The organism is Caballeronia sp. LZ024, from assembly GCF_031451455.1.
In the GTDB taxonomy this organism is placed as follows: Bacteria; Pseudomonadota; Gammaproteobacteria; order Burkholderiales; family Burkholderiaceae; genus Caballeronia; species Caballeronia telluris.
Map to the genome: position 1 here is coordinate 1,855,051 of NZ_JARUXL010000001.1, position 13,234 is coordinate 1,868,284.

13 protein-coding genes and 1 other RNA gene are annotated in these 13,234 nt (G+C 65.1%); 3 read left to right on the plus strand and 11 right to left on the minus strand.

What is annotated here, in order from left to right; translation table 11 throughout:
- Positions 1-3: 3 nt before the first annotated feature.
- Positions 4-1,101 (minus strand): protein-L-isoaspartate(D-aspartate) O-methyltransferase, encoded by a 1,098-nt coding sequence (locus tag QCE48_RS08570; RefSeq protein WP_309785191.1) that lies wholly within the window; start codon positions 1,099-1,101, stop codon positions 4-6.
- Positions 1,098-1,856: a 5'/3'-nucleotidase SurE gene (gene surE, locus QCE48_RS08575; protein ID WP_309785190.1), complete on the minus strand. Its 759-nt coding sequence runs from the start codon at positions 1,854-1,856 to the stop codon at positions 1,098-1,100. Before surE ends, QCE48_RS08570 begins: the two co-directional genes overlap by 4 nt.
- A 97-nt stretch (positions 1,857-1,953) precedes the next feature.
- Between surE and QCE48_RS08580 the strand changes: the two genes are divergently transcribed.
- A complete protein-coding gene (locus QCE48_RS08580; RefSeq protein ID WP_309785189.1) occupies positions 1,954-2,928 on the plus strand; it encodes an NADPH:quinone oxidoreductase family protein in 975 nt (324 codons plus the stop codon).
- A gap of 85 nt (positions 2,929-3,013) precedes the next feature.
- Here QCE48_RS08580 and QCE48_RS08585 read toward each other — a convergent pair whose 3' ends face one another.
- The 9 genes from QCE48_RS08585 to ffs all read right to left on the minus strand — a co-directional run bounded on the left by QCE48_RS08585 (position 3,014) and on the right by ffs (position 10,908).
- Entirely contained in the window at positions 3,014-3,838 is an 825-nt protein-coding gene (locus QCE48_RS08585; RefSeq protein ID WP_087632230.1) for an ABC transporter permease, read from the minus strand.
- Positions 3,839-3,866: 28 nt separating this feature from the next.
- Positions 3,867-4,691 carry an ABC transporter ATP-binding protein gene (locus QCE48_RS08590; RefSeq protein ID WP_309785188.1) on the minus strand — a complete coding sequence of 275 codons (825 nt, stop codon included), beginning with the start codon at positions 4,689-4,691 and terminating at the stop codon, positions 3,867-3,869.
- A gap of 5 nt (positions 4,692-4,696) precedes the next feature.
- Positions 4,697-5,734, minus strand: coding sequence for an ABC transporter substrate-binding protein (locus QCE48_RS08595; RefSeq protein ID WP_309785187.1), 1,038 nt, complete (start codon positions 5,732-5,734; stop codon positions 4,697-4,699).
- A gap of 58 nt (positions 5,735-5,792) precedes the next feature.
- Positions 5,793-6,998, minus strand: a complete 1,206-nt coding sequence (locus QCE48_RS08600; RefSeq protein ID WP_309785186.1) for a CaiB/BaiF CoA-transferase family protein — start codon at positions 6,996-6,998, stop codon at positions 5,793-5,795.
- 38 nt (positions 6,999-7,036) lie between these two features.
- Complete coding sequence (locus QCE48_RS08605; RefSeq protein WP_309785185.1) at positions 7,037-7,261, minus strand: DUF1653 domain-containing protein; 225 nt, start codon at positions 7,259-7,261, stop codon at positions 7,037-7,039.
- 10 nt (positions 7,262-7,271) lie between these two features.
- Entirely contained in the window at positions 7,272-7,868 is a 597-nt protein-coding gene (gene recR, locus QCE48_RS08610) for a recombination mediator RecR (protein ID WP_309785184.1), read from the minus strand.
- Between the two features lie 40 nt (positions 7,869-7,908).
- Positions 7,909-8,235, minus strand: a complete 327-nt coding sequence (locus QCE48_RS08615) for a YbaB/EbfC family nucleoid-associated protein (protein WP_062636957.1) — start codon at positions 8,233-8,235, stop codon at positions 7,909-7,911.
- Positions 8,236-8,361: 126 nt separating this feature from the next.
- Positions 8,362-10,689, minus strand: coding sequence for a DNA polymerase III subunit gamma/tau (gene dnaX / locus QCE48_RS08620; protein WP_309785183.1), 2,328 nt, complete (start codon positions 10,687-10,689; stop codon positions 8,362-8,364).
- A gap of 120 nt (positions 10,690-10,809) precedes the next feature.
- An RNA gene (ffs, locus tag QCE48_RS08625) (signal recognition particle sRNA small type) lies at positions 10,810-10,908 on the minus strand.
- A 376-nt stretch (positions 10,909-11,284) separates the two neighbouring features.
- Between ffs and trxA the strand changes: the two genes are divergently transcribed.
- Complete coding sequence (gene trxA, locus QCE48_RS08630; protein WP_008349330.1) at positions 11,285-11,611, plus strand: thioredoxin TrxA; 327 nt, start codon at positions 11,285-11,287, stop codon at positions 11,609-11,611.
- Positions 11,612-11,868: 257 nt separating this feature from the next.
- Positions 11,869-13,134, plus strand: coding sequence for a transcription termination factor Rho (gene rho / locus QCE48_RS08635; RefSeq protein WP_062636961.1), 1,266 nt, complete (start codon positions 11,869-11,871; stop codon positions 13,132-13,134).
- Positions 13,135-13,234 lie beyond the last annotated feature (100 nt).

Below are 13,234 nucleotides of genomic sequence, written 5' to 3' on the forward strand. Positions count from 1 at the left end.
GTGTCAAATCACTCCGGATTTTAAGGGTACAAAGAAAACGCGATCGAGCTGGGACTTCCGCCACTGCGTCGGCGATACGCGCTCGACGAGCGTCAGCACCTGCGACTGCGCGTCCTGCGAGCCGACCGGCGCGACGAGCCTGCCGCCGACCGCCAGTTGCTCGAGCAGCGCCTGCGGCACGCAGAGCCCCGCGCACGCGATGACGATCGCATCGAACGGCGCCGCCGGCGGCAGGCCGAGGCGGCCGTCGCCGTAATGCAGGCGGATGTTCGGCACGCGCAGCGGGCGCAGATTGAGCTTCGCGCGCTCCGACAGCGGGCGCACCCGCTCGATCGAATAGACCTCCGTTGCGACCTGCGACAGCACGGCCGCCTGATAGCCGCAGCCGGTGCCGATCTCGAGCACCTTCGCGAGCGAGCGCCCCGCCGCGACGAGCTCGATCATGCGCGCGACCACCGATGGCTTCGAGATCGTCTGATGATGGCCGATCGGCAGCGCGGCGTCTTCATAGGCCTGCGCGGCTAGTCCGGGATCGACGAACATATGGCGCGGGACAACTGACATCGCGTTGAGCACCCGCGCATCGGCGATGCCGTTCGCGCGCAGCCTTTCGACCATGCGCTCGCGAACCCGTTCCGAGGTCAGCGCGTGCGCCGTGTTCAGCGCGACATTCGGCGCGCCGCGTTTCACGTTGGCGGTGCTTGCGGTCGCTTCGCGGTGCTCGTTCTGGCGCGGCGCCGCGCGCAACGCGCCCGGCAACTGATGCGCGACGGCGCTCGCAACCCTTGGGCTGGCCGGTGCCGCCGGCGCGACGGTGCGCAGCGGCGTCCTGGTCGCGACGACCGACGCGGGATTCGCGGTTCTCGGCACAGTTGGCTTGGCCGGTTTGACCGCGGCCTGAACGGCGACGACCGGCTTGCCGGTACGGCTTTTCTGCGTCGCGGAATTCACCGCGCCGACACCCGGCACCGATCGCAGCGCACTGCTCACGGCCGTCGCGGCCTTGGCGCGCACTTCGTTCGGCCGGGCGCCCGGCTTCTTCGGCTCGCGGACCAGATCGGCGAGCGCGAGCGGGAAGCGCTTCGCGCGCTCGTCGGTCATGAGCGATGGCTCCCGGCGCGCGCCCATTCGCGCGTGTCCGACAAGAGCTTCGTATGCGTGAGGTCAAGTTGCAGCGGCGTAATCGACACATGGCCGTTCGCGACGGCGTGGAAATCGGTGCCTTCGCTCGCATCGAGCGCATCGCCCGACGGCCCGATCCAGTAGATCGGATTGCCGCGCGGATCGGTCTGGCGGATCACCGGCTGCGACGGATGGCGCTTGCCGAGCCGCGTCACCTGCCATTCGCCCATCTGCTCGTAAGGCAGGCTCGGAATGTTCACGTTCAAAAGCGGATGGCCGGGCATCGGATGCTCTAGAAAATGGGCGACGATTTCCGCGGCGACGCGCGAGGCCGCATCGAGATGCAGCCAGTCGCGCCCGACGAGCGAAAACGCGATCGCCGGAATGCCGAACATGAAGCCTTCGGTGGCGGCGGCGACGGTGCCCGAATAAAGCGTGTCCTCGCCGACGTTCTGACCGTTGTTGATTCCCGACACGACGAGGTCCGGCTTGTTGTCGAGCATGCCGGTGAGCGCGATGTGAACGGAGTCGGTGGGCGTGCCGTTCACGTAGTAAAAGCCGTTCGCCGCCTGATGGATGCTGAGCGGCCGCGAAAGCGTGAGCGAGTTCGACGCGCCGCTGCAGTTCTGCTCCGGCGCCATCACGGTGAGCTCGCCGAGCGGACACAGGGCGTCGTGCAGCACGTTGATGCCGCGCGCCAGATAACCGTCGTCGTTGCTGAGTAGGATTCGCATCCGACGATTGTAACCGAGGAAAGATGGCACGCCCACGACGCGGCAGCCCATGCTCTACACTGATGCGCGATGCCGTGAACCCCGATCAGGAGACGAGATGCGCGCCGTTCGATGCACCCGCTACGGACCACCCGAAGCCCTTTCCATCGAGACCTTCCCCGACCTGCATCCGGGTGCGGGCGAAGTCGTGATCGACGTGAAAGCCGCGAGCGTGAACTTCCCCGACGTGCTCATCATCCAGAACAAATATCAGTTCAAGCCGCCGCTGCCATTCACGCCGGGCGCCGAGCTCGCGGGCATCGTGCGCGAAGTCGGTGCGGGCGTGACGCAGTTCTCGCCGGGCATGCGCGTCGCTGCCTACACCGCGCAGGGCGCCTTCGCCGAGCAGGCGGTGGCGAGCGCGTCGTCGTGCGTGCGGCTTCCCGATGACGTCGATCTCGCGCACGCCGCCGCGTTCACGCTGGCTTACGGCACGTCGTATCACGCGGTCGTCGACCGGGCGGCGCTCAAGGCCGGCGAGACGATGCTCGTACTCGGCGCCGCGGGCGGCGTCGGCCTCGCGGCGGTGCAGATCGGCAAGGCTCTGGGCGCGCGGGTGATCGCGGCGGCATCGAGCGCGGAGAAGCTCGCGCTGTGCACCGAAAACGGCGCGGACGCGACCATCGACTATGCGCGTGAGGATCTGCGCGAACGTATCAAGGCGCTGACGGACGGCCGCGGCCCCGACGTGATCTTCGATCCGGTCGGCGGCAGCTACGCGGAACCGGCGTTTCGCAGCATCGCGTGGCGCGGGCGCTATCTCGTGATCGGCTTCGCCAACGGCGAGATTCCGAAGCTGCCGCTCAATCTCGTGCTCCTGAAGGGCGCGAGCATCGTCGGCGTGTTTTGGGGCGAGCACATGAAGCGCGAGGCGGAGCTCGCCCACGAAGGCTTCGAGCGGATGATCGGCTGGATCAGGGAAGGCAGGCTGCTGCCGCACGTGTCGAAACGCTACTCGCTCGATGAAACTCCGCAAGCGCTCGACGACATGGCGAACCGCCGCGTCACCGGGAAAGTGGTCATCGTGCCGTGAGCCCAGCGACGGGGCACCGCGTGGCATGAAAAAAAGGCGCGCCGGGCAATCCGGCGCGCCTTTTTTCAATCTGGCATCAAGCGCGTCACAGCTTCTCGGTTTCTCCGGTCTTCGGCTGCCATTTCATCAGCCGCCGCTCGACCAGCGCAACGATGCCGTCGAGCACCAGCGCGAACGCCGTGAGCACGAGAATCCCGGCGAAGACGGTGTTGATGTCGAAGGTGCCTTCGGCCTGCAGGATCAGATAGCCGACGCCGCGCGCCGAGCCCAGATACTCGCCGACCACCGAGCCGACGAACGCCAGTCCGACCGACGTATGCAGGCTCGAAAACACCCAGCTCGTCGCGCTCGGCAAATAGACGTGCTGCAGCAGTTGCTTGCGGTTCGCGCCGAGCATGCGCGCGTTCGCGAGCACGACCGGGCTCACTTCCTTCACGCCCTGATAGACGTTGAAGAACACGATGAAGAACACGAGCGTGACGCCCAGCGCAACCTTCGACCAGATGCCGAGACCGAACCAGACCGCGAAGATCGGCGCGAGAATCACGCGCGGCATCGAGTTGGCGGCCTTGATGTACGGATCGAGGAGCGCGCTCATCATCGGTGCGAGCGCGAGCCACAGCCCGACCCCCAGTCCCAACACCGTGCCGATCACGAACGCGAGCACGGTTTCGATCAGCGTCACCCACAGGTGAACGTAGATTTCGCCGGTCGTGAACCATTCCCAGATGCGCAAGAGCACCTTCTGCGGCTCGCCGAAGAAGAACGCGGCCTTGCTGTTGTCGTCGAAATAAAACGCGGGTAGGAGCGTCGGGCTCGTGAGCACGTACCAGAGCACGAAGCACAATACGAGCAGCAGCCACTGCCACACCGCCAGGTTTGCGCGATTCGGGCGCAATTTGTTCCACATGATCTTGTTCCGCCTTCGCGGCGTTTGGTTAGACGGCGGTGAGTTGCTGCTGATAGCCTTTCAATACCTCTTCGCGCAGCACGCCCCAGATTTGCGCGTGCAGTTCGACGAAGCGCGGATGCGAGCGGATTTCGGCGACGTCGCGCGGACGCGGCAAATCGATAACGAATTCGCCGATCGGATGCGTGCCCGGCCCCGCCGACAGCACGACGACGCGATCGGACATCGAGATCGCTTCGTCCAGATCGTGCGTGATGAAGAGCACGGCCTTGCGCTTCGCGGCCCAGAGATCGAGCAGCTCGTTTTCCATCAGCTGGCGCGTCTGGATGTCGAGGGCGGAAAACGGCTCGTCCATCAGGATGATGTCCGGATCGAGGATCAGCGTCTGCGCCATGCCGACGCGCTTGCGCATGCCGCCCGACAGCTGGTGCGGATAGCGGTCGCCGAAGCCGCCGAGACCCACGCGCTTTAGCCACTCCTCGCCGCGCTCGCGCGCCTCGTCTTTCGGCACGCCGCGAAACGAGAGACCCGCCGTGACGTTGTCGAGCGCCGAGCGCCACGGCATCAGCGCTTCGGCCTGGAACATGTAGCCGGCGCGCTTGTTGATGCCGTCGAGCGTTTCGCCGAACACGGTCACCGCGCCCGACGACGGCTGCAACAACCCCGCGCCGACGTTGAGCAGCGTGGACTTGCCGCAACCCGTCGGCCCGACGACCGATACGAATTCGCCCGGCGCGATGCGAAGCGTCGTGTCCTTCACGGCGGTGTAGCGCGCCGCCCGGTTCTCGCGCGACGCGAACGTGCAGGTGATGTCTTCCAGCGCGAGCGCGTAACCCTGAAGAGAAGCTTGCATCGGCGTCACGCCTTGACCGTCGAGAGCGCCTTCTTCACGAAGTCGTTGGTCCACGCCTTCGACAGATCGATCGGCTTGCCCTTCACCGTCTGGTCGAACGCCTGGAGCGTCTTGAGCGACGTCGCGGGACCGTCGGCCGGCATCAGGCCGTCGGGCGACATCGCTTCCTTCACGTGCTGCCAGGAATCGAGGTAGAGCGCGCGGTCGCCGAGCAGGAAGCCTTCGGGCACCGTCGCGATCAGCTCGGAGCCTGACGCCGTTTGCAGCCACTTCAGCGCGCGGACCATCGCGTTGGTCAGCGCCTGCGTGGTGTTCGGATTCTTCGTGATGAAACTCTGCGACGCGTACAGGCACCCCGCCGGCATGTTGCCGCCGAAGACGGCCTTCGTGTCCGCGAGCGTGCGCGTATCCGAGACGATGCGGATGTCGCCCGCGCGATCGAGCTTGGTCATCACCGGATCGAGATTCGCGATCGCATCGATCTGCCCGGACTGCAGCGCGGCGATCGCGCCCGCGCCCGCGCCGACGCCGATGAACGAGACGTCGCTCGCCGTGAGCCCGGCCTTCGCGAGCACGTAGCTCGCCATGATCGACGTCGACGAACCGGGCGCCGTCACGCCGATCTTCTTGCCCTTCAGGTCGGCGACGGACTTGAAGTTCGGCATCGCCTTCTTCGATACCGCGAGCACGATCTGCGGCGCGCGTCCCTGCAGCACGAATTCGCGGAAATACTGGTTCTTCGCCTGCAAGAGCAGCGTGTGCTCGAACGCGCCGGAGACAACATCGGCGCTGCCGCCGACTGCCGCCTGCAACGCCTTCGCGCCGCCGGCGAAGTCGGCGATCTCGACTTCGAGCCCTTCATCCTTGAAGTAGTTACGGCGCTCCGCGATCGTGAGCGGCAGGTAATAAAACAGATTCTTGCCGCCGACCGCGACCGACACCTTCGACTGCTCCAGCTTCGCCTGCCCGAAGGCGAGCGGCGCGCCCGACAATGCACCACCTGCGAGCACGACACCGCTCGCCACGAACGTTCTGCGTTTCATCGACTTCCATCTCCGGTCTTTGTGTTCTTGTCAGCGGACGCGCCTTCCAGCCAGGTGCCTAGATCACCTTTGCGGTCCGCAGTCTCAAAATATCGTCAGGATGATACCCGAGCGACTGAAGGACTTCATCCGTGTGTTCACCGAGTTGCGGCCCGAGCCAGCGGGTCTCGCCGGGCGTCTCCGAGAGCTTCGGCGTCACGTTCGGCAGCGTGATCTCGCGGCCGTCCTGCCACGGAAACCGCTGCAGCATCTGGCGCGCGATGTATTGCGGATCGGTGAACATGTCCGCGACGCTGAAGATCCGCCCCGCCGGCACGTCAACGGCATTAAGAACCGCGAGCGCCTCGTCGATGCTGCGCGTTTTCAGCCAGGCGGCGATCGCGTCGTCGATTTCCTGCGTGCGCGGCACGCGGCCGTCGTTCGAGGCGAGCGCGGGATCGTTCGCGAGATCGTCGCGCTCGATGGCATTCATCAGGCGCTTGAAGATCGGATCGCTGTTGCCGCCGATCACGATGCTGCCGTCGCGGCACGGATACGTGTTCGACGGCACGATGCCCGGCAGCGACGCGCCCGTGCGTTCGCGCACGAGGCCGTACACGCCGTACTCCGGCACGACACTCTCCATCATGTTGAAGACGGCTTCGTATAGCGCGACGTCGACCACCTGTCCCTTGCCGCCGTTCGCCTTCTTGTGGTGCAGCGCCATCAGCGCGCCGATCACGCCGTGCAGGGCCGCGATCGAATCGCCGATCGAGATGCCGATGCGCGGCGGCGGCAAGTCCGGATAACCCGTGATGTGCCGCAGGCCGCCCATCGATTCGGCGATCGCGCCGAAGCCCGGCCGGTCGCGATACGGGCCGGTCTGCCCGTAGCCCGAGAGGCGCACCATCACGAGTCCGGGATTTTCCGCCGACAGCACTTCATAGCCGAGCCCGAGCTTTTCGAGCAGCCCCGGCCGGAAATTCTCGACGACGATATCCGCTTCCTTCGCGAGCCGGCGGACGATCTCCTTGCCCTCCTCGGCCTTGAGGTTCACGGTCACGGACTTCTTGTTGCGCGCCTGCACGGCCCACCAGAGCGACGTCCCGCCGACTTCCGGATAGAGCTTGCGCCACTTGCGCAGCGGATCGCCGCCGTTCGGATCTTCGATCTTGATGACGTCCGCGCCGAATTCGCCCATGAAGCGCGCGGCGAAGGGGCCCGCGATCAGCGTGCCGAGTTCCAGCACCTTGACGCCGGCGAGCGGCCCGGTCGATGTGCTCATGGTGTCGTCTCCGATTTTGTTGTTCTGGCGCGCCCGGACTAGAGCGGAATGTCGAGCGCCGTAAAACGCGGCGTGCCGTCCGCGAGCGTGCCGTTGAACATCTCGGCCGGCCGCACCCACAGTCCGCGTTCATGCGGCCACAGGTGTTCGTAGACGATCATCGGTTCTTCCGTCTCCGAATGCCGCGCCACGCCGATCACGCGATACAGCCCGCCCTTGTAATGCCGATGCGTGGCGAGCGCCTTCGCTTCTTCTTCCGTCATTGCAATGCTCCTATACCGAACGCCGGTCGAGCATCGCGCGCGCGATGGTTCCGGCGTCGACGTATTCGAGTTCCCCGCCCACCGGCACGCCGCGCGCGAGCCGCGTCACCTTCAGGCCTTTCGACTTCAAGGTCTGCGCGAGATAGTGCGCGGTCGCCTCGCCTTCGTTCGTGAAGTTGGTGGCGAGCACGACTTCCTGCACAAGGCCATCGTTCGCGCGGCCGATCAGCCGGTCGAAGTGGATCTCCTTCGGGCCGATGCCGTCGAGCGGGCTCAGATGGCCCATCAGCACGAAATAGAGGCCGCGATACGTGAGCGTCTGTTCGAGCATGACCTGGTCTGCGGGCGTTTCGACGACGCACAGGAGCGCGGGATCGCGCTCGGCATCGCTGCACACCTCGCAGATCGCCGCCTCGGTGAACGTGTTGCACATCTCGCAGTGCTTCAGGTGCTCCGTCGCGAAGACGAGCGAGCGCCCGAGCTTCTCGGCGCCCGCGCGGTCGTGCTGCATCAGGTGGTAGGCCATGCGCTGCGCCGACTTCGGGCCGACGCCGGGCAGCGCCCGCAACGCTTCGACGAGCGCCGACAAGGCAGAAGGCTGTTTCATGTTTCCCTGCGTATTCCCTGTGTTCGACGAGCGCAGGCGATCAGAACGGCATCTTGAAGCCCGGGGGCATCGGCATGCCGGCCGTCATGCCGCTCATCTTTTCCTGCGTGGTGGCTTCGGCCTTGCGCACGGCGTCGTTGAAGGCGGCGGCGACGAGGTCTTCGAGCATGTCCTTGTCGTCGGCGAGCAGGCTCGGGTCGATCTGCACGCGGCGCACGTCGTTCTTGCAGGTCATCGTCACCTTGACGAGGCCCGCTCCCGACTGCCCTTCCACTTCGATCAGCGCGAGCTGGTCCTGCATCTTCTTCATGTTTTCCTGCATCTGCTGGGCCTGCTTCATCAGCCCGGCGAGTTGATTCTTCATCATGATGTGGCTCCTTGCCTGGAAATCGATGTGGTGCGTATGCGTGGCGGACATCGGCGCATGCGTGTGCGTCGGGTGCGCCTTGATTGTCCGATGCTGCGTGTTCGTTACTGCGGGGTGCGTCGATACTCAGTTGCCGGCCGCCGTGCCCGACGATGCCAGCGGCTTGATCGACCCCTGCACGATACTCGCCCCGAAGTCGCGGATCAGCGACTGCACGAACGGGTCCCGCGCGATTTCCTGCTCCGCTTCCTGCTGGCGCTTCGCGCGCAGGGCGGCGTCGAGCGCGGCGGCCGTGCGGCGCGCCGGACCGACCGTCACGCTGACTTCGAGTGCGCGGCCGAGCTTGTCGGCAAGCGCCGTCTTCAGCTTCGCGACCTGCGACGCTTCGGCGTACTGCGGCACGGGCACGCTGAGCGCAATCGAGGTGGCGTCGCAGGCGGTCAGTTCGCTGTTGAACGCGAGCTGGTAGGAGATGCCTTTCAGCGGCAGATCGACGGCGAGCGCGGGCCAGTCTCCCTTGACGCCGATCGCATCGAGCGGGACGGCGGGCGGCAGCGGGCGCGTATCGACTTTCGGTGCGGGAGCGGGCGTCGCGTTAAAGCGCAGGTCGTCCGGGCCGCTTTCGAACGCGGGCACGAAGCCGTCGTCGGGCGGCATGAAATAGGCGTCTTCCGCGGATGCCGGCTGGTAATCGTCCGGCGGCATGTCTTCCCACGGGGGCACCGACGCGGCGGCGTCGCGCTTCGGCGCGGCAGCTGGCGTCGATTCGACCGGCTGCGCTGCGGACGAACGACGCGGCGTCGGGATTGGAACAGCGGGGGCTGCGGGTTTCGCTGCGACGGGCTTCGGCGTGGCCGGCGCCGCGCGCGCGCCGCGATCGGACGAAATCCGCATGCCGGCGCTACGCAGCACGTCCAGCGCAGCACTCGCGCCGGAAGCGGCGCGCGGCGCAGCGGTCCGGCCGCTATTGTCGACGGGCGGTTCCGCGTCGCGTTCGGACGCGGTTGCGGCCTGCTGCGCGGCGGCGGCGATCGGTGCGACCGGCGCAGCCGGTGATGCTTCATCGCGCGACGACGGCTGCGGCTCGGCCGAAGCGTCGGTGGCCGACGAGTCGGTGGACGCTGCGTCGAGCCCGGACGCCACCGGTTCGGCGGACTCGGCGGTACGCTTCGCATCGGCCGGCATGACGGGCATCGCCCCGCTTTGTGCCGATGCTGCAGGCGCCGCACGTTCAACCGTCGCGGCTCCGTTCACGCGAGACGCCTGCGCGGACGCGGCGTTCGCAGCCGTTGCCGCTACCGCCCCCGCCTTTCTCGCCGAACCGCCCGCCGGCGCATTGACCGCGACGCCACCGCCGCCGCCCGGGCCGCCAGCCGGCTCGAAGGCGAGCATGCGAAGCAGCGTCATCGTGAAGCCGGCGTATTCGTCCGGCGCGAGCCCCAGTTCGCTGCGTCCGACCGTGGCGATCTGATAGAACAGTTGGACCTGCTCGGCGGAAAGCGCATCGGCGAAGCGGCGGATGTCTTCGGCTTCGGGCCACTCATCCAGCACCGACGCCGGCGCGAACTGCGCCCACGCGATCCTGTGCAGCAGACTCGCCAGATCCTGCAACGCGGTGGAGAACGACAGGCTGCGCAGCGCCATTTCATCGGCGACCGAAAGCACGGCCTCGCCGTCACCGGCGGCGAGCGCATTGAGCAGTCGGATCAGATAGCTCTGATCGAGCGCGCCGAGCATGCCGCGCACGGCTTCCTCGGTGACCTGATTGGCCGAATAGGCGATCGCCTGATCGGTGAGCGACAGCGCGTCGCGCATGCTGCCGTCGGCCGCGCGCGACAAGAGCCGCAGCGCCTGCGCCTCGAACGGAATCTTTTCTTCGCCGAGAATGTTCTCGAGATGCGAAACGATGTGCCCCGCCGGCATCTGCTTCAGATTGAACTGCAGGCAGCGCGACAGCACGGTCACGGGAATCTTCTGCGGATCGGTCGTGGCGAGGATGAACTTGACATGCGACGGCGGCTCTTCGAGCGTCTTCAACATCGCGTTGAACGCGTGGTTCGTGAGCATGTGCACTTCGTCGATCATATAGACCTTGAAGCGCGCATCGACCGGCGCGTACACGGCGCGCTCAAGCAGCGCCGCCATCTCGTCGACGCCGCGATTGCTCGCCGCATCCATCTCGACATAGTCGACGAAACGCCCCTCGTCGATTTCCCGGCACGCGCGGCACACGCCGCACGGCGTGGAGGTCACGCCCGTTTCACAATTGAGCGCCTTCGCGAAGATACGCGAGAGCGTCGTCTTGCCGACGCCGCGCGTGCCCGTGAACAGATAGGCGTGGTGCAGGCGGCCGCCGTCGAGCGCGTGCGTGAGCGCACGAACGACGTGCTCTTGGCCGACGAGCGACGCGAACGATTTCGGCCGCCATTTGCGTGCGAGAACTTGATAGGTCATGCCGAAATTGTATCAGCAACGTCACGCGACAAAGGCGGACGCAATGGCCCTTCGGGCATGCGTTCAAAGCGTGCCGAGCGGCGTGAAAACGAGGGGGAGAAAAGCAGAGAAAAAGCGGAAGGTGACGAGCCCGACCCTCGGCACTGGCGGAAAACGGCTGTGGCTGCTTCGTTCCCGACCTGACCAGGTTGACCGCGCCGCCATGCGAGGAGGCCCGTCACGACGAATTGTATCATCGGATGGACAGAAGCGCACCTCCGGCTTCGATCGCGCTTGGACGAGCGTCCGTCGGGCCTTGTTCCGCAAGCGTTTCGGCGGCCTCTTGCGCATTCGGTTTGCGCCCGCATGTGGGTCGTATCGATGCTCGCTCGACGTCCCTATCGGCATCCGGCAACGGATAGCAAAGTAGGCTAAGATGACATGTGAATTACCCGTAACCGGCGTGCTCCGGCACGTTCGCGGCTCAAAGCAAAGGCTTTGTCGCGTGCGGCATGCGAGCGGTTTTCACTTCCGCAGCAACGAAGAACTTTCTTGTTTTGGTGTATCGTGGCGAGCATTCAAACGCAGGCCTCGAATCCATAGAGGTATTCAGATAATGAGCGAATCAATCAAGCATATCAGCGACGCATCGTTTGAACAGGATGTCGTCAAGTCGGATAAACCTGTCCTGCTCGACTTCTGGGCCGAGTGGTGCGGTCCGTGCAAGATGATTGCCCCGATCCTCGACGAAGTCGCGAAGGATTACGGCGATCGCCTGCAGATCGCGAAGATCAACGTCGACGAACATCAGTCGACGCCGGTCAAGTTCGGCGTGCGCGGCATCCCCACGCTGATCCTGTTCAAGAACGGCGCCGTGGCCGCTCAGAAGGTCGGCGCATTGTCGAAGTCGCAACTCACCGCGTTCCTCGACAGCAACCTGTGACACCCCGGGCTAGTACATAAATCAGGGCGCTGCGAAGGCGCCCTGCTTTGCTTCTGCGTCATCGGGCGGAAGCCGGCCCATGTTGTCTCGCGACAACATGGGCGCCAAAGCCGCGTCGCACCGCCACCCGGGGCTCGCCCGGCGTGTGCTATGCTAGAATCACAAGACTTCAAAGACGTACAAGTCCTAGAGCGGTTCCGCTCACCTCTTCTCCCAAATCTTTCTGTCGCACCTCTTCTCCCTGGCGGGAAATCCGTATGCATTTATCCGAGCTCAAGTCTCAGCACGTGTCAGCCCTGATCGAAATGGCTAATGGCCTCGAGATCGAAAACGCAAACCGACTGCGCAAGCAGGAACTCATGTTTGCGATTCTCAAGAAGCGCGCCAAGACGGGCGACACGATCTTCGGCGACGGCACGCTGGAAGTCCTTCCCGACGGCTTCGGCTTCCTGCGCTCACCCGAGACCTCGTATCTCGCGAGCACGGACGACATCTATATCAGCCCGTCGCAGATTCGCCGCTTCAATCTGCATACCGGCGATACGATCGAAGGTGAAGTGCGCACGCCGAAGGACGGCGAACGCTATTTCGCGCTGGTCAAGGTGGACAAGGTCAACGGGCAGCCGCCCGAGGCCTCGAAGCACAAGATCATGTTCGAGAATCTGACGCCGCTGCATCCGAACAAGCCGCTGCCGCTGGAGCGCGAAATGCGCGGCGAGGAGAACGTCACGGGCCGGATCATCGACATGATCTCGCCGATCGGCAAGGGCCAGCGCGGTTTGCTCGTGGCGTCGCCGAAGTCGGGCAAGACGGTGATGCTCCAGCACATCGCGCATGCCATCAAGTCGAACCATCCGGACATCGTGCTCTTCGTGCTCTTGATCGACGAGCGTCCTGAAGAAGTGACGGAAATGCAGCGCTCGGTGGCGGGCGAAGTGATCGCCTCCACCTTCGACGAACCCGCCGCGCGCCACGTTCAAGTTGCAGAAATGGTGATCGAGAAGGCGAAGCGCCTCGTCGAAATGAAGCACGACGTCGTTATCCTGCTCGACTCCATCACGCGTCTCGCGCGCGCCTACAACACGGTCGTGCCGGCGTCGGGCAAAGTGCTGACGGGCGGTGTCGATGCGAACGCATTGCAGCGTCCGAAGCGCTTCTTCGGCGCGGCTCGCAATATCGAGGAAGGCGGTTCGCTCACCATCATCGGCACGGCGCTGATCGAAACCGGCAGCCGCATGGACGACGTGATCTACGAAGAGTTCAAGGGCACCGGCAACATGGAAGTGCACCTGGAGCGCCGTCTTGCGGAAAAGCGCGTCTATCCGTCAATCAACCTGAACAAGTCGGGTACGCGCCGCGAAGAACTGCTCATCAAGCCGGACCTGCTGCAGAAGGTCTGGGTGCTGCGCAAGTTCATCCACGACATGGACGAAGTCGAAGCGATGGAATTCCTGCTCGACAAAATCCGCCAGACGAAGAGCAATTCCGAGTTCTTCGATCTGATGCGCCGCGGCGGAGGCTGAACCCGCTTCGCCGTTCAGGCCGCACCGCACGAAAACCGCTCGCTTCGCCGAGCGGTTTTTTTTCGCCTGGACGCCGCCGATGCCGAACCTGTACGTTCAC

Excerpts from the sequence above, each read along its gene's own strand:
- QCE48_RS08570 (WP_309785191.1), bottom strand. The coding sequence starts at position 1,101 with ATGACCGACGAGCGCGCGAAGCGCTTCCCGCTCGCGCTCGCCGATCTG.
- surE (WP_309785190.1), bottom strand. The coding sequence starts at position 1,856 with ATGCGAATCCTACTCAGCAACGACGACGGTTATCTGGCGCGCGGCATC.
- QCE48_RS08580 (WP_309785189.1), top strand. The coding sequence starts at position 1,954 with ATGCGCGCCGTTCGATGCACCCGCTACGGACCACCCGAAGCCCTTTCC.
- QCE48_RS08585 (WP_087632230.1), bottom strand. The coding sequence starts at position 3,838 with ATGTGGAACAAATTGCGCCCGAATCGCGCAAACCTGGCGGTGTGGCAG.
- QCE48_RS08590 (WP_309785188.1), bottom strand. The coding sequence starts at position 4,691 with ATGCAAGCTTCTCTTCAGGGTTACGCGCTCGCGCTGGAAGACATCACC.
- QCE48_RS08595 (WP_309785187.1), bottom strand. The coding sequence starts at position 5,734 with ATGAAACGCAGAACGTTCGTGGCGAGCGGTGTCGTGCTCGCAGGTGGT.
- QCE48_RS08600 (WP_309785186.1), bottom strand. The coding sequence starts at position 6,998 with ATGAGCACATCGACCGGGCCGCTCGCCGGCGTCAAGGTGCTGGAACTC.
- QCE48_RS08605 (WP_309785185.1), bottom strand. The coding sequence starts at position 7,261 with ATGACGGAAGAAGAAGCGAAGGCGCTCGCCACGCATCGGCATTACAAG.
- recR (WP_309785184.1), bottom strand. The coding sequence starts at position 7,868 with ATGAAACAGCCTTCTGCCTTGTCGGCGCTCGTCGAAGCGTTGCGGGCG.
- QCE48_RS08615 (WP_062636957.1), bottom strand. The coding sequence starts at position 8,235 with ATGATGAAGAATCAACTCGCCGGGCTGATGAAGCAGGCCCAGCAGATG.
- dnaX (WP_309785183.1), bottom strand. The coding sequence starts at position 10,689 with ATGACCTATCAAGTTCTCGCACGCAAATGGCGGCCGAAATCGTTCGCG.
- trxA (WP_008349330.1), top strand. The coding sequence starts at position 11,285 with ATGAGCGAATCAATCAAGCATATCAGCGACGCATCGTTTGAACAGGAT.
- rho (WP_062636961.1), top strand. The coding sequence starts at position 11,869 with ATGCATTTATCCGAGCTCAAGTCTCAGCACGTGTCAGCCCTGATCGAA.